Source organism: Streptosporangium sp. NPDC002544 (assembly GCF_040295965.1).
In the GTDB taxonomy this organism is placed as follows: Bacteria; Actinomycetota; Actinomycetes; order Streptosporangiales; family Streptosporangiaceae; genus Streptosporangium.
On record NZ_JBEOWJ010000005.1, the window covers coordinates 44,342 to 61,008 of the forward strand.

At 68.5% G+C, this 16,667-nt stretch carries 12 protein-coding genes; 4 read left to right on the top strand and 8 right to left on the bottom strand.

Annotation, left to right across the window (positions count from 1 at the left end):
* Positions 1-17: 17 nt before the first annotated feature.
* The 4 genes from ABT061_RS08905 to ABT061_RS08920 all read right to left on the bottom strand — a co-directional run bounded on the left by ABT061_RS08905 (position 18) and on the right by ABT061_RS08920 (position 6,046).
* The gene (locus tag ABT061_RS08905; RefSeq protein ID WP_350914296.1) at positions 18-1,190 is read right to left on the bottom strand and encodes a trypsin-like serine peptidase; all 1,173 of its coding nucleotides are present in this window, start codon (positions 1,188-1,190) and stop codon (positions 18-20) included.
* Positions 1,191-1,319: 129 nt separating this feature from the next.
* Positions 1,320-2,561: a trypsin-like serine peptidase gene (locus ABT061_RS08910; protein WP_350914299.1), complete on the bottom strand. Its 1,242-nt coding sequence runs from the start codon at positions 2,559-2,561 to the stop codon at positions 1,320-1,322.
* 216 nt (positions 2,562-2,777) lie between these two features.
* Positions 2,778-4,370: a trypsin-like serine peptidase gene (locus tag ABT061_RS08915; RefSeq protein ID WP_350914302.1), complete on the bottom strand. Its 1,593-nt coding sequence runs from the start codon at positions 4,368-4,370 to the stop codon at positions 2,778-2,780.
* A gap of 560 nt (positions 4,371-4,930) precedes the next feature.
* Positions 4,931-6,046: a trypsin-like serine peptidase gene (locus ABT061_RS08920; protein WP_350914305.1), complete on the bottom strand. Its 1,116-nt coding sequence runs from the start codon at positions 6,044-6,046 to the stop codon at positions 4,931-4,933.
* Between the two features lie 318 nt (positions 6,047-6,364).
* On the opposite strand from ABT061_RS08920, the gene ABT061_RS08925 reads away from it, so the two are divergent.
* From ABT061_RS08925 to ABT061_RS08940, 4 genes are all read left to right on the top strand, one after another.
* Entirely contained in the window at positions 6,365-7,825 is a 1,461-nt protein-coding gene (locus tag ABT061_RS08925; RefSeq protein ID WP_350914308.1) for a TLP1 C-terminal extension domain-containing protein, read from the top strand.
* 62 nt (positions 7,826-7,887) lie between these two features.
* Positions 7,888-8,817: a hypothetical protein gene (locus ABT061_RS08930; RefSeq protein WP_350914310.1), complete on the top strand. Its 930-nt coding sequence runs from the start codon at positions 7,888-7,890 to the stop codon at positions 8,815-8,817.
* A 9-nt stretch (positions 8,818-8,826) separates the two neighbouring features.
* On the top strand, positions 8,827-9,789 hold the full coding sequence (locus ABT061_RS08935) for a zinc-binding dehydrogenase (RefSeq protein WP_350914313.1): 963 nt from the start codon (positions 8,827-8,829) through the stop codon (positions 9,787-9,789).
* Positions 9,790-10,037: 248 nt separating this feature from the next.
* On the top strand, positions 10,038-10,949 hold the full coding sequence (locus ABT061_RS08940; protein ID WP_350914316.1) for an oxygenase MpaB family protein: 912 nt from the start codon (positions 10,038-10,040) through the stop codon (positions 10,947-10,949).
* An 88-nt stretch (positions 10,950-11,037) separates the two neighbouring features.
* Here ABT061_RS08940 and ABT061_RS08945 read toward each other — a convergent pair whose 3' ends face one another.
* The 4 genes from ABT061_RS08945 to ABT061_RS08960 all read right to left on the bottom strand — a co-directional run bounded on the left by ABT061_RS08945 (position 11,038) and on the right by ABT061_RS08960 (position 16,588).
* Positions 11,038-11,727: a PadR family transcriptional regulator gene (locus ABT061_RS08945; RefSeq protein WP_350914319.1), complete on the bottom strand. Its 690-nt coding sequence runs from the start codon at positions 11,725-11,727 to the stop codon at positions 11,038-11,040.
* A complete protein-coding gene (locus tag ABT061_RS08950) occupies positions 11,724-12,521 on the bottom strand; it encodes a DUF4097 family beta strand repeat-containing protein (protein WP_350914321.1) in 798 nt (265 codons plus the stop codon). Before ABT061_RS08950 ends, ABT061_RS08945 begins: the two co-directional genes overlap by 4 nt.
* Positions 12,522-12,590: 69 nt before the next feature.
* Positions 12,591-12,767 carry a DUF6104 family protein gene (locus tag ABT061_RS08955; RefSeq protein ID WP_169750152.1) on the bottom strand — a complete coding sequence of 59 codons (177 nt, stop codon included), beginning with the start codon at positions 12,765-12,767 and terminating at the stop codon, positions 12,591-12,593.
* Positions 12,768-12,880: 113 nt separating this feature from the next.
* On the bottom strand, positions 12,881-16,588 hold the full coding sequence (locus ABT061_RS08960; RefSeq protein ID WP_350914323.1) for a multifunctional oxoglutarate decarboxylase/oxoglutarate dehydrogenase thiamine pyrophosphate-binding subunit/dihydrolipoyllysine-residue succinyltransferase subunit: 3,708 nt from the start codon (positions 16,586-16,588) through the stop codon (positions 12,881-12,883).
* Between the last annotated feature and the right edge of the window lie 79 nt (positions 16,589-16,667).

Here is a 16,667-nt window from a genome sequence, read left to right on the forward strand (position 1 = left end):
CTTCGAAGGTGCGCGAGCTACTTGTAGAGCTCGCCGTTCGGACCGACGATCCTGCCGGACCACACGTTGGCGGCCTTGCGGTAGATCTCGGCGGTCTCACCGTCGAAGTACGGCGAGGTGATCAGGTCGTAGCGGTCGTTCTGGTCCTGGTCGCCGAAGAGGCTGGTGACACCGTTGACGTAGCCGAGACGCCTGGCGCTGCTGTACTGCGTCAACCACGGGCCGCCGTCGGCGCCCGGAGTGAAGGCGCCCTTGAGGCCGACGTGCTCCTCGACCTTCTCCGCCGCGGAGACGTACTCCTTGCCCGACGTCTTGCCGTACAGGTACTTGGGGGTCACGCCGCTGTAGGGCCTGTCGCCGTCGGGGTGCGGAGCGGCGGGGTAGCCGAAGACGTAGACGGGCTTTCCGGTCTTCTGGTTCCAGGTGAAGCCCTGGCCGCCGACGTTGTCACCCAGGCGACCGACATCCTTGGAGAGCAGGATGTAGTAGTGCGAGCCGCGCGACCACTTGGGACCGCTGAACCCCGCGTACTCGGCCTTGGTGACCTGCTTGACGCCGTTGAAGGCGACTCCGTTGTAGACGGTGACGAAGGCGTAGTCCTTGTCGTAGTCCTCGTAGTTGGCGAAGTCGTAGTGCGTCCACGCCGACTTGCCGACGTAGATGCCCCACGGGGTCTTGCCCTGGTAGTAGCCGGGGACGAAGACCCACTTGTCGAGGGTGTCGCTGTTGCTGCCGGGGTCGTAGACGCAGTGGCCGGCCGTGGCGACCAGGTTGCGGTACTTGCCCTGGATCGAGGTGGCCGAGCACCACCGGTACTGCCCGTTGACGACGAAGAACACCTTGCCGATGGTCTTGGGCAGGTTGACGTTCTTGGCGAGCGACGGGGTGGGCTTCTGGGAACCGGTCGGGCCGACGCTGCCGGGACTGCCGTCGGGGGAGAAACCGCCGCCGACCTTCATCTTCGGGGCACCGGGGTCCGCGTTGTAGACGGTCGCCTTCTTGAGGGCGGCGAAGTTCGAGGCCGCCCAGAAGTTGATGACCGAGACCGCCGAGGAGTTGTTCCCGGCCATCGGGTCGGTCGCCCAGCCGGGGGCGGCCTGGGCGGTGCCCGCCAGGGGGCCGACCAGGGTGGTGGCCAGCAGGGCGGTGGCGGCTGCGGCGCCACCGAGGGGAAGAAGAGAGTGCTTCAAAAGACGAGCTCCTTGCGCTGCAACGTTCCCGGACGTCCGGGAACTGCGGGACGACAAGCTACGAACCTATGCAGGGATCGCCGGGCCAAACGTCGTCTAAGCCTCTCTTAAGCCTCTCTTAAGGCGGCTTTATGTTCGGGGTGCCTGCTGGGTGGCCGCCCAGTGATAGGCGGCGTAGGTCGCCGCGATGAAGTACGGGGAGGAGATCCTGTCGTACCTGCGGTCGGTGTCGGTGTCCCAGGCGAAGCTGTTGACGCCGTTGAGGTAACCGAGCGCGGTCCTGTTGTCGTAGAAGATCAGCCAGGGGCCACCGCTCGCACCGTTGGTGAATCCGCAGGTCAGAGCAATACCCTGCTCGACCAGGCGAGCGGGGGCCCGCACCTTCTCGGTGCGCCCGTCGCACGACTTGAGCCGCTGGCCGTCGTAGGGCCTGCTGCCGTCGGGGTGCGGGGCGGCGGGGTAGCCGAAGGCGAGGGTGAACAGACCGGTGCCCCGGTTGGTCGCCAGGCCCTGCCCGCCGACGTTGTCCTCCAGGCTTCCGACACCCTCCATCTCGTAGGTGCCGGCGGTCTTACCCGCCTTCCACCTGAAGCCGTCGTGCACGGTGACGAACGCGTAGTCGTAGTCGTAGTCACCCCTGCCGACGAAGTCCTCGTGCAGGTTGAGCGAGTGGCCGACATAGATCCCGTACGGGGTGTTGCCCTTGTCGTAGCCGGGGATGAAGATCCAGTACTCGGCCTGACTGCCCGTCTTGGCGTCGTAGGCGCAGTGTCCGGCCGTCGCGACCAGGTTGTGGTTGGCCGCCGCCACCGAGGAGGCGGAACACCAGTAGTCCTTGTTGCCGATCCGGAAGAACACCTTGCCGACGGTCAGCGGGGAGCCGCCGGAACCCGGAGCCCGCTTCTTCGGGAGGGTGGGCCTGACCAGCGGCGCGGCCCCCCCGGGCTTGGCGGCGCTCTTCCCGCCGCCGGCCGCGGTGGTGGTGGTCTCCTCGGTCATGGCCGTCGTGCCGCCCGCCTCCCCGGCGGCGGCGGCCGTGGCGCTTCCGGCCGTGGCGCTTCCGGTGGCGGTGTTTCCGGCGGTGGGGGACGGCGAGGTGGTGGTGGTGCCGGATTTCCCCCCGGGTGTCGCGGGCACCCCGGGTGTCGCGGGCACGTTGTCCATGGCCTGCTTGAGCCTGGCCGGGCTCCAGTACTCCGCGATCCGCCGCATGTCGGCGACGCTCTTGGTCAGCGGGATCGAGGTGATGCCGCTGGGCACCGTGTTCAGCGGACCCGCCGCGGCGCTCCCGGCGAACGCCGACGTCATGGTCACACAGGCGGCGATCAGCGCCCCAAGTGTGGCCGTGAGCCGCCGTACGCGGGAGGACATGAGGGGGATTCCTTTCGGAGGGCCGGAGTTTCGGAGGGCTACCAGGGATGCAAGGGGTGATTTTTCCAGATCAACTTGGTTTTGGGCAGTTCGCTGGACCGATCCGCTCATGCTCCGTTATCTGGTCAGTGTGCCCGAGGGTGTATAAGCACCCCGTGAAGCTGCGGAAAGGGCCCGGTGTGCACCGGGCCCTTCCTGCTTCACACAGCCTGCGTCCTAGGCCGGGAGCTTCCCGGTCCAGAGGTTGGCCGCGTGCTTGTAGATGCCGTACGTCTCACCGTTGAAGTACGGGGTGGTGACGCGGTCGTAGCGGCCGTTCTTGTCGCTGTCGACGGTCAGGCTCACCACACCGTTGAGGTAGCCGGTCCGCTTGCTGTTCTTGTACTGCAACAGGAAGGGGCCGCCGCTGGCACCGGGAGTGAAGGCGCACTTGATCGCCTGGTGCTCCTCGGCCTTGTAGGCCGCGACGACGGGCGCGGCGACGGTCGTGCCGTAGCACCACTTCTGGGTGTGACCAGAGTACGGCTTGTCGCCGTCCAGGTGGGCCGAGGTCGGGTAGCCGAACGTGAAGACCTTCTTGCCCAGCTTCTGGTTCCAGGCGAAGCCCTGGCCGCCGACGTTGTCGCCGAGGCGTCCCGCGTCAGCGAGGAGCACCACGAAGAATCTCGTGTAGTAGTAGAGCTCCTTCACGCTGGTCTTGACCCATTTCTTCACGAAGAACCGGGTCTTGTACCAGGCGATCTCGTTGCCGTTGACGTCCTTGGTGGCTTCAAGCTTGCCGAGGAAGTTGCCCTCGGCCTTCTGCTTGACCAGCTCCCGGTACTCCTCCTGGCTGATGGCCACCTTGCCCTTGTCGTCGCTGAAGCGCTCGAACTTGGCATGGTTGTCCAGGCCGTTGGGGGCGGCCTTGTAGGCGCTCTCGACGACCTCGACCGCCGTCAGCTTGACGCCTCCCCGGCCGTCCTTGACGTACTCCTCGATGTACTTCTCGGCGTCGGCGGGCTTGGCGACGGTCTCGACCTTGGGGTCGGCCGACTTCTTCCAGTAGGGCCCGCTCTCGCCGTACTTCTCGATCCCCGCCTCGTACTCGGTCTTGGAGATCTCCTTGTCCTCGGTGTACTTGTGCCCCTTGGTGGCCGCGTACGTGGGCGCGGTCACCTCCTTGACACCGGTCTGCTTGATGCCGTTGTAGACGTTGACGAAGGCGTAGTCGTAGTCGTAGTCCTCGTAGACCGTGAAGTCGTCGTGGGTGTTGACCTTGGCGCCGACGTAGATGCCCCAGGGAGCCTTGCCCTGGTAGTAGCCCGGAATGAAGACGAAGTTACTGAACGGCTTGTTCGTGTCGGTGTCGTAGACGCAGTGGCCGGCGGTGGCGACCAGGTTGCGGTACTTCGACTGCACGGAGCTGCCGGAGCACCAGCGCTCCTGACCCTTGTTGTCGACGAAGAAGACCTTGCCGACGGTGATCGGGAGGTTCACGTTCCGCGACTTGCCGGCGGACTTGCCGCCCTCGCCGGTGGGGGCGACGACGCCGGGCTTGCCGTCGGCGGCCGCCCTGGCGGCGCCGGTCTTGTTCAGCTTCGCCGAGACGGTGGAGTCGGAGAGGTAGGTCTTCGCCGACTTCAGCTTCGAGGCGGTCCAGTAGCCCGCGATGGCCTTCGCGTTACCGGAGGGGGTGAGCGCCGTCGACTTGATGTCGGGGTCGGCGGTGCTCGCCTGGGCGGTGGCGGGGAGGGAGGCGCCGATCATCGCGGCTGCCGCGAGGGCACCGCCGAGGGGAAGGATCAGGCGCTTGGCTCGGGGGTTCAATGAAGCTCCTTCTTTGTCATGGATCACTCGGGACGCGATCCACGCATGCGTAAAGAGACAAGAGGTGACCGTACTCGGCAAAGATGGGGTAAAGGGCTACAAAACGGGCAAGAGTCTGGACCGATATGATTTCGTTACCAAATTCATGGAACCGGAAATCTGTTCCACCCGTCTGATCTTCCCTTGCTTGATCGAGAGATCTCGTACGGCTCATTTGGGCGTGTGAACTGCGGAAACGCCGAGACTGGTCGTTGTCCTGACGGTGGGTGTCCCTCGTCTCCGGAACGTTCCGGGGAGGAGGGGCCGTGGCCGCCGATACGAGCAGGGGCCCGATCCTGAGACCGGGCCCCTCGTCGTTCCTCACGAGTTGCCGGCGACGCTAACGCGTCGCGGTGAGGCCGCTCTTGTCCGGCTCCTTCCCTCGTCGAGCAGGGCCGTTCGTTCCTCACGACCCCGCTCTCCTCAGTCCAGTCCCCGGCGCGGCCTCACGGCCCCGCTCTCCTCAGTCCAGTCGCCGGCGCGGCCTCACGAACTGCTGGCGACGCTGCGCGTCGTGCGGGTCAGTCGGTCCAGCGGTTGGCCGCGGCCTTGTAGACCTTGTAGGTGTCGCTGTTGAAGTACGGCGAGGAGATCTTGTCGTACCGGTCGTTCTTGTCGGTGTCCCAGGCGATGCTGTTGACGCCGACCAGGTAGCCGGTCCGGCTGGAGCTCTTGTACTTGTAGAGCCACGGGCCGCCGCTCGCGCCCGCGGTGAAGGCGCACTTGAAGCCGATGTGCTCCTGGACGTTGTACTTCGGCGCGGCCGGCATGGCGCCGGTCTTGCCGTAGCACCACTTCATCGTGCGGCCGGAGAAGGGCTTGTCGCCGTCGGGGTGCAGTCCGGCCGGGTAGCCGAAGGCGAAGACCGTGTTCTTGATCTTCTGGTTCCAGGCGAAGCCCTGGCCGCCGACGTTGTCGCCGAGCCGCCCGACCTTCTTGATGATCGGGTGCCACTTGCCGTCCTTGTCCTTCTCCCAGTTCACCTTGAACCCGGAGTGGACGTTGACGAAGGCGTAGTCGTAGTCGTAGTCCTCCTTCACCACGAAGTCGTCGTGCGCGTTGAACCACTTGGCCGCGTAGATGCCGTAGGGGTTCTTGCCGTCCCACGCCTGGTCGCCGTCCCAGTAGGACGGGATGAAGATCCAGTTGTCGTAGAACTGGTTGGTCTTCACGTCGTAGACGCAGTGCGCGGAGGTGGCGACCACGTTGCGGTACTTGCCCTGGACGGAACTGCCGGAGCAGTACTTCCAGCTCTTCGGGTCCGCCGGGTTGGCGCCGGGCAGAGTGAAGAAGACGCGGCCGACGGTGTTGGGCAGGTTGACGTGCTTGCTCTTGGAGGACTTGGCGCCCTCCTCGCCGATCGGCGGGACCGCTCCACCGGGGCCGTCGGGGCCTGCGGCACCGGAGGCCTTGCCGCCCTTGATGCTCAGATCGAGGTCGCCGGTGGCGTCCGTGGCCTTGCGCATGCGCTCGGGCGACCAGAAGGAGGTGGCCTCCGTGGCCGTCTCAGAGGCCGGGGAACTGACCACATCGTTGGGGGCTTGAGCGGCGTTGGCGCCTGTGGTGGCGCCGATCACTCCGGCGATCATGAGAACGCCGGTGAGGGGGATCGTGAGGCGCCGTGCTCGGGAATTCATGAAGCTCCTTTCGTGCTCGGCGTGGAGACGGGACCTCTCCTCGCCGGGAAAACGATCGGAACGTTACTGACTGAATCGAGCGCTCGGCGAGGAATTGACGGGAAAAAGCATTGAATGGTTCCAGGCGATGCGATCTCGTTATTTAAATAGCGATTTGTTATGATTTAACAAATGGGCATTTTCGCAGGTCATTGCGGGTGTTGGGGGCCTCTGTGGGCATCTGTGGCACCATTGGTAACAACGATTGCCGAAGGTTTCTCGGGTAACTCCGGCACCCCCGGCCTATTAAACCGAATTATGTTCTGGTTGGATGTCGGCATGAGTGGAGATCCCCGTACCCCATGCCTTGTCGGCGTCGCCCAGCACACGGTCCGCGTCCAGCCGGGGCCTGAGCCGTTGGATCTGTGGGAACTCGTCGCCCGTGAGGCCGCCGCCGACGCCGGGGCCCCAGGTCTGCTGAACGCCCTCGACTCGATCCAGGTCGTCTACACCGAGTCCTGGCAGTACGACGACCCGACGGCCAGGCTCGCCGAGCGGCTCGGCGCCGCTCCCCGCCACCGGGCCTACTCCAAGGTGAGCGGTACGGCACCGCAACTGCTCCTCGGAGAGGCGGCCTCGATGATCGCCAGGGGTGAGCTGGACGCCGCCCTGGTCGCCGGAGCCGAGGCGCTGGCCACGCGCAGGGCCCTGCGCAGGGCGGGGGAGCGCGTGGCGTGGAGCCATCCGGCGAATCCCAAGCCGCCCTACGGCTGGGAGCGGCCCCCGCACCCGGCCGAGCTGGCTCACGAGCTGTTCCTGCCCGTCCATACCTACGCGATCATGGAAACGGCCCGGCGGGCGGCGGCGGGCGAGTCCATCGAGGAGGAGCGGGCGGCACGAGGGCTGATGATGGCCCCGATGACCGAGATCGCCGCGGCCAATCCGCACGCCTGGTACCAGGAGGTCGGAAAGCCCTCGGAACTGGTCACCCCGGCCGCGGACAACCGCATCGTCGGCTGGCCCTACACCAGGCGCACCGTCGCGGTCATGGAGGTGGACCAGGCCGCCGCCGCGATCCTGGTCAGCGACGGGCTCGCCGACCGGCTCGGCATCCCCCGAGACAGGCGCGTCTACCTGCGAGGATGGTCCTACGCCGAGGACACCTGGGAGGTGGCGGCCCGTCCCGTGCTCGGCTCCTCGCCGGCCATGGCAGCCGCAGCGCGGGCGGCCTTCGCGCGGGCGGGGACCGGTCTCGACGAGATGTCCGCGCTGGACCTCTACAGCTGTTTCGCGATCGCGCTCCGCGCCGCCTGCGCGGCAGGAGGGCTCGACCCGCTCGACCCGCGAGGGCTGACCGTCACGGGTGGCCTGCCGTACGCGGGGGGTCCGGCCAGTGACTACGTCCTGCACTCCACGGCGGCGATGGCCGAGCGCCTGCGGGCCGCGCCGGGCCACGGGCTGGTCACCGGGGTCGGCATGCACCTGACCAAGCACACCTATGCGGTCTGGTCCACCGAGCCCGGCGGTGCCCTGGGCGACGCCGCGCCGGTGTACGTCGCGGAACCGGTGCCGATCGTGGACTCCTACGAAGGACCCGCGACCGTCGCCGGATACACGGTCGCGCACGGCAGGGACGGAGCGGCCGAACGAGGCATCCTGATCGCCGACCTTCCCGGTGGCGGCCGGGCACACGCCCACGTCCACCGGCCCGACCTGATCGCCGAGGCCGAGTCGCGGGAACTGGTCGGCGCCGAGGTGCGCCTGGCCCCCGAGGGGCCGGTGAACGTCGCGACCTGGTGACGGCCTCCCCGGCGGGTATCGACTCTGATCCGTGCTGGTATCGAGATCGCCCGGATCCGAAGATGGAGTCGCACCATACCTTCTCGCGGGAGGCGGCCCAGGACGTGGCCGGTGGCCGATACGACATCATCGAGGCGAGGTCCCCGCGGGGACCTCGGCGCTGGATCGGTGCCGCGGTGCTGGCGGCGCTCCTGGTGGTGCCGGTGCTGGTCCTGCTGGCCCGCCGGGAGCCCGGCGCGGTCCCGCCGCTCCCGCCGCCGGTGCCCACCCGGTCGGTGGCCGGCGCCAAGGAGGTCTCCAACGTGCTCTACCCCCGCCCCCGTCGCAGGGGCGGCAGGGAGATCCTCAACGTGGTCTTCCCCGACGGCTCGGCGGCGGAGGTCGACTACCCGGCGGACCTGGGCCTGGCCAGGCTGGGGGTCCGGCCCGCGATGACGGGCAGGCTCGACGGGGAGGCCGACACGTACCGGCAGCTGACCGTGCCGCCGGGAGGGCCGGCCGGGGTGGCGATGGGCAGGCCGATGATCCGGAAGCTGGCCGGGCAGGTCACGCTCTGGCACCCGATGAGCCCCGCCGAGGGGGAGGTGCTGCTGTTCGCGTTCGACCCCTGGTTCGTGGCGCTGCGCGACCTCAAGGACGGCATGCCCTTCGAGCAGCGCATGCTCTGGGCGCGCAACCTGCGCGGCAGGGTGACCAGGGGCGGCTACCTCGTGCTCGACGCCCGGGCTCCGGTGCGGCTGGCCGGGGCGGGGGAGACCTTCCGCGGCGAGCAGGTGGGGCCGCAGCTGTGGTTCGGCGGAGCCAGGGAGACACTGCTCGTGCTGGCGCCGGTGCCCGGCTGCGACGTCGCGGCGATCGAGCTCTCCGTGATCGAGCAGCGACGCCGCTTCTCCGCCGAGACCTGTCAGGACGACGTGTACGTGGCGGCCTCGGGGGAGCGGCGGCACGTGGAAAGGACGGTCGCTGAAATAGTGATCAGGCGGACAGCGTAAGGTGCGGCCATGTTCGCTGTAACCGCCACAAAGATCGATCCCGACAATCCGCTCGCCGGTCTCACCCTCGGTGAGCGCCCGGAACCCCAGGTCCCCGAGGGGTGGACCACCGTCACGGTGAGAGCGGTCTCGCTCAACCACCACGACCTTTTCACCCTGAAAGGCGTGGGCATCCGCGCGGAGCAGCTCCCGATGGTGCTCGGCACCGACGCGGCGGGGTACGACGAGGACGGTAACGAGGTCATCGTGCACTCGGTGATCGGTAGCGGTGCCGACGAGACGCTCGACCCGAAGCGTTCCCTGCTGTCGGAGAAGTACGACGGCACCTTCGCCGAGCGGGTCGTCGTGCCCAGGCGCAACCTCGTGCCCAAGCCCGCCGCGCTCAGCTTCGAGGAGGCCGCCTGCCTGCCGACGGCCTGGTTGACCGCCTACCGCATGCTGTTCGACAAGGCCGGGCTGGAGCCGGGCTCGACGGTGCTGGTCCAGGGCGCGGGCGGTGGCGTGGCCACCGCGCTGATCCTGCTGGGCCGGGCCGGGGGATACCGGATCTGGGCGACCAGCCGCTCGGAGAAGAAGCGGGCGCGGGCCCTGGAGCTGGGCGCCGACCAGGTGTTCGAGGACGGTGCCCGGCTGCCCGAGCGGGTCGACGCGGTGATGGAGACCGTCGGCCAGGCGACCTGGGCGCATTCGCTGAAGGCGCTGCGCCCCGGTGGACGGATCGTGATCTCAGGCGCGACCAGTGGAGTGGTCCCGCCGGCCGAGCTGAACCGCATCTTCTTCCTCCAGCTCTCGGTGATCGGCTCCACCATGGGCACCCGTGACCAGCTGGGCAGGCTCGCCCGCTTCATGGAGCAGACGGGTACCCGCCCGCTGATCGACCGGGTCCTCCCGCTGACCGAGGCCCGCGAGGGCATCGCGGCCATGCACGAGGGCGAGCTCTTCGGGAAGGTCGTCTTCACGCTGCCGGGGTGAACGCGGTCCGCGGCGGAGCGGAGCACGGCCGGGCACCGATGTGTTCCCGGTCCCCGCGTAAGTAATGGGTTACTTTTCTGCCTCCCGGGTGATAGAACACGGGTGAGCGATGTATCGCCCGGGAGGCCCGGAATGACCGACTCAACCGCGCACCGCGCCCCCGACGCGCGCGCCCCCCTCACCGCGTCCGCCGGCTGCCCGCCGGCTCCTCCGCGTACGGCGGTCCCGGCACGCGTGGCGGCCCGGTGGTGAGCGCCGTCCCGGCTCTCCCCGAGGCGGGGGACGGCGAGCACGCGCGCCGCGATCCCGAACCGTTCGGCCCCGGTGACCTGCTCTGGGACGGGATGGGTGACCAGCGGTTGATGTTCCTGCTCGGCGGCGGTCTCATCATGCAGGTCATGCACCCGGCGATCGGTGCCGCGGTCGGCCGGCAGTCGGTCTACCGGTCCGACCCGTGGGGACGGCTCACCCGCTCGCTCAACTCGTTGCAGACCTGGGTGTACGGAGGGCCGCAGGCCATCGAGGAGGGCAAGCGCCTGCGTGAGATGCACAAGGACATCAGCGGTGTCGACGCGCAGGGCAGGAGCTACCACGCGCTGAGCGCGGGACCGTACGCCTGGGTGCACCTGACCGCCTTCGAGCGCGCCGTCACCATGGCGAGGTACTTCGGCGAGCGGCCGTACACCCCGCAGGAGGAGCACCGCCTGTACGAGGAGATCATCCGCCTGGGACGGATCCTGCGGGTCCCCGAGCGGATGTTCCCCGCCACGGTCGACGACTACTGGACCTACTTCCACGACATGGTCGACAACACGCTGGAGAACCATCCGACGGCGCACGACGTGCTGGAGACCACGCTCACCGTGGGGGCACCGCCGCTGCTCCGCGGGCCGTTGCGGGCACTGTGGCGCCCGCTCGGTCCGACCTCGGGCCGGCTCAACCACTTCGTCACGGTCGGCACGCTGCCGGACGCCGTCCGCCGGAAGCTGGAACTGCCGTGGACCGCCAGGGACGAGGCGCGGCTGCGCCGTCTCGGCAGGGCGGTCGCCGTGACGATGCCACGCCTGCCCGAGCGGGCCAGATATCTGCCGATCGCCTATCACGCCAGGCGGGCGGCACGCGCACAGGAACGGCTCACCCGCGCCATGCGCGTCGCCTGAGGAAAGGCCGCCGCTCCGGGTGCCGCCGGTCCGCGCGTCGCGTGGCGGGGGCGCGGACCGGCGCGCGTCGGCGGGGGAGGACGGGTGGTTACCGGAGCGCTTCGCGGATGCGGCGGGCCGCGTCGTACAGGGCGTCCTGCGCAGTGGCCAGGGTCTCCTCGGTGACCTGCGCGTTCGACGCGTCCCTGTGGACCTCCTCGGCGAACTCGGCCAGCATCTGCCCGAGCCGGGCGTCGCCGGCGTGTGACCCCTCGCCGGTGAAGCCGGCGGCCCAGATCCGCTTCCAGTCGTCCTTCCACTCGTGCTTCTGGCGCTGCCATTCCGTCTTCTGCTCGCGCCAGGCCCTGCGCTGGTCGTGCTTGGCCTGCTTCTCCTCGTACCTGGAGCCCTGGCGCACGTCACGTGCCATCTGGGTGAGCTCCTCGCGCAGCGACTTCACGGTGTCGCGCACGTCCTCCTTGACCTCGCGGGCGATGTCGCGGACCGAGTCGGAGATCTCCTGCTCCAGGTCGGCGAGCTCGTCGAGGCGGTCGTTGAGCTCGGCGCGGCCCCGGTCGCTGATCGTGAAGACCTTCTTGCCGTTCACGACCTCGTGGGTGACCAGCCCCTCCTCCTCCAGACGGGCCAGGCGCGGGTAGATCGTGCCGGGCGAGGGGGAGTAGACACCGAGGAAGCGATCCTGGAGCAGCCGGATCACCTCGTAACCGTGGCGGGGGCTCTCCTCCAGCAGCTTCAGGAGATAGAGCCGGAGCCTTCCATGACCGAAAACCGGGCTCATGCTTGGGCTCCCTTCAGCAGGGTGACATCGGCGGAGACGGTGTGCGCCGTCAGGGAGGCCATGCCGCCGCCGATCCGGCCGGTCAGCGACCTCGCGCCGGTCTGGGTGGAGTGGTGGAGTTCGGAGAAGGCGGTGTCGAGCCTGCCCGAGGTGGAGCGGATCTTGACATCGGCGTCCACGGCGTGCGGGAGCCTGAGCACGATGTCGCCGGTGACGCTGTTCAGCGTCACATGACCGGTCGGCGGGAGCTCCAGGTCGGCGGTGATCCGGCCGGAGACGGTGGTGACGCTGAGACGCCGGGGGGTGCCCTGTGCCACGGTCAGCTCGCCGGAGACGCTCTTGAACGACAGGTCGCCGACCAGGTCGCGGCTCTCCACGTCGCCGGAGACGGTGTCGGCGTTGATCTCCCCGCTCACCCCGTCGAGCACGATGTCACCCGAGACGCCCCTGACCGAGGTGCGGTCCTCGAACCCGGAGACGACCGCGGAGGCGGAGACCACCCCCACGTTGATCGGGCAGCCCTTGGGCGCGGTCAGCGTCAGCGCCGCCCGGCGTCGCCCCGGGCGCAGCCAGCCCAGCAGGCCGTCCCAGGTCAGGTCCTTGTAGGTGACGGTGAGCGTGCCGTCGTCGTCGTGAGTGACGAGCAGCGGTGTGGTGTCCACCTCGGTGACCTCAAGCGTGGCGGGGCCGTCGCCGGCCAGCACCGCCAGCCTGCCCGCCACGATGCGCACGTTCAGCTTTCTCACGGAGTCGAAGGTGAGCTGCTCTGGTTTCTCGATCGTCCACTGCCGCATGTTCGTGACCTCCTTGTGCATGACACGATATGTCGCGTCAGCCGGGAGGTCAAGATATATCGCGTTATTTCAATCATCCTCGTCGTCCAGCCGGGCCAGCCAGGTGGCCAGCCGTTCCACCGGAGTCTCGAAGTCCGGGTTCAGGTCGACGAACTCGCGCAGCCGCTCGGCCAGCCACCCGATGGTGACCTCCTCCTGGCCACGACGCTCGACGAGCTCCTCGATGCCCCGATCGGTGAAGTACATCGTTCTCCTCGTGGTGACACTTGCCATAACGGGGAAGTCCCCCGCAGAGGTTCCTGCGGGGGACTTCCGTGGTGACGCCTGCACTGCGGACCGCCGGTCGGCGGTCCCTTCTTCTAGACGAAGACCTCGCCCAGCATCTGCTGCAGCTCGGCCTCGTGGGCCGAGTGCGAGCCGGTCGCCGGGGAGGAGTTGGCCTTGCGGGAGACCCGCTTGATCGCACGGCCGCCGAAGACGCCCGGGTTCTCGGCCATCTTGAGCGCCAGGAACGGCCACGGACCCATGTTGAGCGGCTCGTCCTGCGCCCACACCAGCTCGACGTCGGCGGAGTAACGGCTCAGCTCGACCTCCAGCGGGTTGCCGGGGAACGGGTAGAGCCGCTCAAGACGGACGATCGCCACGTCGTTGCGGCCCTGCTTGTCGCGGGCCGCCGCCAGGTCGTAGTAGAGCTTGCCGGAGACCAGCACGACCTTGCGGACGCCGGCCGGGGCGACGGTGGTGTCGCCGAGCACCGGCTGGAACGACCCCGAGGTGAACTCGCTGACCGACGAGATCGCCGCCTTGTGCCGCAGCAGCGACTTGGGCGTGAACACCACCAGCGGGCGGTGCCGGTTCGACAGCGTCTGCCAGCGCAACAGGTGGAAGTAGTTGGCCGGCACCGTGGGCTGCGCGACGGTCATGTTGTCCTGGGCGCACATCTGCAGGAAGCGCTCGATGCGAGCCGAGGAGTGGTCGGGGCCCTGTCCCTCGTAGCCGTGCGGCAGCAGCAGGGTGACGCCGGAGCGCTGGCCCCACTTCTGCTCGCCCGAGGTGAGGTACTCGTCGATGATCGACTGAGCGCCGTTGACGAAGTCGCCGAACTGCGCCTCCCAGGCGACCAGGGCCTCGGGCCGCTCCACGCTGTAGCCGTACTCGAAGCCGAGCGCGGCGTACTCGCTCAGCAGGGAGTCGTAGACGTAGAACTTCGTGGTGCCCTGGTTGAACGCCTTGAGCGGGGTGTGCTCCTCGCCCGTGACCCGGTCGACCAGCACGGCGTGCCGCTGGGTGAACGTGCCGCGCCGGGAGTCCTGGCCGACGAGGCGGACCGGGTGACCGTCGATCAGCAGCGATCCGAACGCCAGGGTCTCGCCCATGCCCCAGTCGATGCGCTCCTCGGTGACCATCTGCCCGCGACGCTGCAGCACCGGCAGCAGGCGCGGGTGGACGGTGAAGCCCTCGGGCATGTTGAGCTGGGTCTCCACGATCCGCTTGACGGTCTCCTCGGAGATGGCCGTCTTGACGTCCTCGTGGGACCAGGGGATGGTCTCCATGTCGATCGGGCGGGAGAACTCGTCCGTCGACGCGTTGGCCGCCGCGCGGGTCTCGGTGAAGGCGTTCTCCAGCTTGGCCTGGTAGTCGCGGAGCGCGCCCTCGGCCTCCTCGACCGTGATGTCGCCCCGGCCGATCAGCGCCTCGGTGTAGAGCTTGCGGGTGGAGCGCTTGGCGTCGATCAGGTCGTACATCAGCGGCTGGGTGAAGCCCGGGTTGTCCATCTCGTTGTGGCCGCGACGCCGGTAGCAGATCAGGTCGATCACGACGTCCTTGCGGAACACCTGGCGGTACTCGAAGGCCAGGCGGCCGACCCGGACCACGGCCTCGGGGTCGTCGCCGTTGACATGGAAGATCGGGGCCTGGATCATCCGGGCCACGTCGGTGGCGTACACGCTGGAACGCGAGCTGGCCGGGCTGGTGGTGAAGCCGACCTGGTTGTTGACCACGATGTGCACGGTGCCGCCGGTGCGGTAGCCGCGCAGCTGCGACAGGTTGAGGGTCTCGGCCACCACGCCCTGGCCCGCGAAGGCCGCGTCGCCGTGGACGAGCACGGGCAGGACGGTGAAGCCCTCCTCGCCGCGCTCCAGGAGGTCCTGCTTGGCGCGGACCACGCCCTCCAGGACCGGGTCGACCGTCTCCAGGTGGGAGGGGTTGGCCACGACCGAGGTCCTGAGCTTGGAACCGTCGGGCGAGACGAAGTCGCCGCTGGCACCCAGGTGGTACTTCACGTCACCGGAGCCGTGGGCGCTGCGCGGGTCGATGTTGCCCTCGAACTCGCCGAAGATCTGCCCGTACGACTTGCCGACGATGTTGGCCAGCACGTTGAGGCGACCGCGGTGGGCCATGCCGACCACGGCCTCGTCGAGCCGCTCCTCGGCCGCGGCGCTCAGCACCGAGTCGAGCAGCGGGATCAGCGACTCGCCGCCCTCCAGCGAGAAGCGCTTCTGCCCCACGAACTTCGTCTGCAGGAACGTCTCGAACGCCTCGGCGGTGTTCAGCCGCTCCAGGACACGCAGCTGCTCGGTGCGGTCGGGCTTGGCGTGCGGCCGCTCGACGCGCGCCTGGATCCAGGCCCGCTCCTCGGGGTTCTGCATGTGCATGTACTCCACGCCGATGGTTCGGCAGTAGGAGTCACGCAGCACGCCGAGAATGTCGCGCAGCTTCATCAGGGGCCGGCCGCCGAAGCCGCCGGTGGCGAACTCGCGCTCCAGGTCCCAGAGGGTCAGACCGTGCGACTTGATGTCGAGGTCGGGGTGCTTGCGCTGCTTGTACTCCAGCGGGTCGGTGTCCGCCATCAGGTGGCCGCGGACCCGGAAGGCGTGGATCAGCTCTATGACACGCGCGGACTTCGCCACGTCGTCGTCGTGCGTGGTGGAGATGTCCTGGACCCAGCGGATCGGCTCGTACGGGATCCGGAGGGCCTCGAAGATCTCGTCGTAGAAGCCGTCCTCGCCCAGCAGCAGCCGGTGGACCTGCCGCAGGAAGTCGCCGGACTGGGCGCCCTGGATGATCCGGTGGTCGTAGGTGCTGGTGATCGTCATGACCTTGCTCACCGCGAGGCGGGAGAGCGTGTCGGGGGAGGCGCCCTGGTACTCCGCGGGGTACTCCATCGCGCCGACGCCGATGATCGTGCCCTGCCCCGGCATCAGGCGCGGCACCGAGTGCACGGTGCCGATGGTGCCCGGGTTGGTCAGCGAGATCGTGGTGCCGGCGAAGTCGTCGACCCCCAGCTTGCCCGCCCTGGCCTTGCGCACCACGTCCTCGTAGGCGACCCAGAACTGGCGGAAGTCCATCTGCTCGGTCGCCTTGATCGACGGGACCAGGAGCTGACGGGTGCCGTCGCTCTTGGCGACGTCGATGGCCAGGCCCAGGTTGACGTGCTCGGGCTTGACCAGCGCCGGCTTGCCGTCGACCTCGGCGTAGGAGTGGTTCATCTCCGGCAGGACCTTGAGGGCCTTGATCACCGCGTAGCCGATGAGATGCGTGAACGACACCTTGCCGCCGCGACCGCGCGACAGGTGGTTGTTGATCACGATCCGGTTGTCGATCAGCAGCTTCGCCGGGACCGCGCGCACGCTGGTCGCCGTCGGGACCACAAGGCTGGCCTCCATGTTGGCGGCAGTCCTCGCGGCCGCGCCGCGTAGTCGAACTTCCTCGGCACCGGCGGGCAACTGCGTCTCCTGCTTGGATCGGTCCGCCGGGGCGGCCTTGGCCGCCGCCGGCGCTGGGGTCGTCGTCACGGGGGCCGGGGCGGCCGGAGCCGCGGCGGCCCGGGCTGGGGCAGCCGGGGTCGAGGAAGCGGTGGATGTCGGAGGGGCGGACGCGGCGGTCGCCGCACCCGGGGGAGCGACTCTGCCGGCCCCTGCATCAGGGCTGTAGTCGGCAAAGAAGCTCCACCAGGCCCGGTCGACCGACTCGGGGTCCTGGAGGTATTTCTGGTACAGCTCGTCGACCAGCCACTCGTTCTGGCCAAAGGCTGCCAGCGGGTTTGTCCGCGACGACTCAGACGACACGGCGGAAATCGCCCTCTTCCGCAGATCGGCGTTGATGATAGAGAACCTGTCCAAGGCTACTCGCCTCGGCCCGGACCTG

What these genes read in the sequence shown, in the direction of transcription:
- ABT061_RS08925 (WP_350914308.1), top strand. Translation starts at nt 6,365, where the DNA reads ATGAGTGGAGATCCCCGTACCCCATGCCTTGTCGGCGTCGCCCAGCAC.
- ABT061_RS08945 (WP_350914319.1), bottom strand. Translation starts at nt 11,727, where the DNA reads ATGAGCCCGGTTTTCGGTCATGGAAGGCTCCGGCTCTATCTCCTGAAG.
- ABT061_RS08935 (WP_350914313.1), top strand. Translation starts at nt 8,827, where the DNA reads ATGTTCGCTGTAACCGCCACAAAGATCGATCCCGACAATCCGCTCGCC.
- ABT061_RS08930 (WP_350914310.1), top strand. Translation starts at nt 7,888, where the DNA reads ATGGAGTCGCACCATACCTTCTCGCGGGAGGCGGCCCAGGACGTGGCC.
- ABT061_RS08910 (WP_350914299.1), bottom strand. Translation starts at nt 2,561, where the DNA reads ATGTCCTCCCGCGTACGGCGGCTCACGGCCACACTTGGGGCGCTGATC.
- ABT061_RS08920 (WP_350914305.1), bottom strand. Translation starts at nt 6,046, where the DNA reads ATGAATTCCCGAGCACGGCGCCTCACGATCCCCCTCACCGGCGTTCTC.
- ABT061_RS08950 (WP_350914321.1), bottom strand. Translation starts at nt 12,521, where the DNA reads ATGCGGCAGTGGACGATCGAGAAACCAGAGCAGCTCACCTTCGACTCC.
- ABT061_RS08955 (WP_169750152.1), bottom strand. Translation starts at nt 12,767, where the DNA reads ATGTACTTCACCGATCGGGGCATCGAGGAGCTCGTCGAGCGTCGTGGC.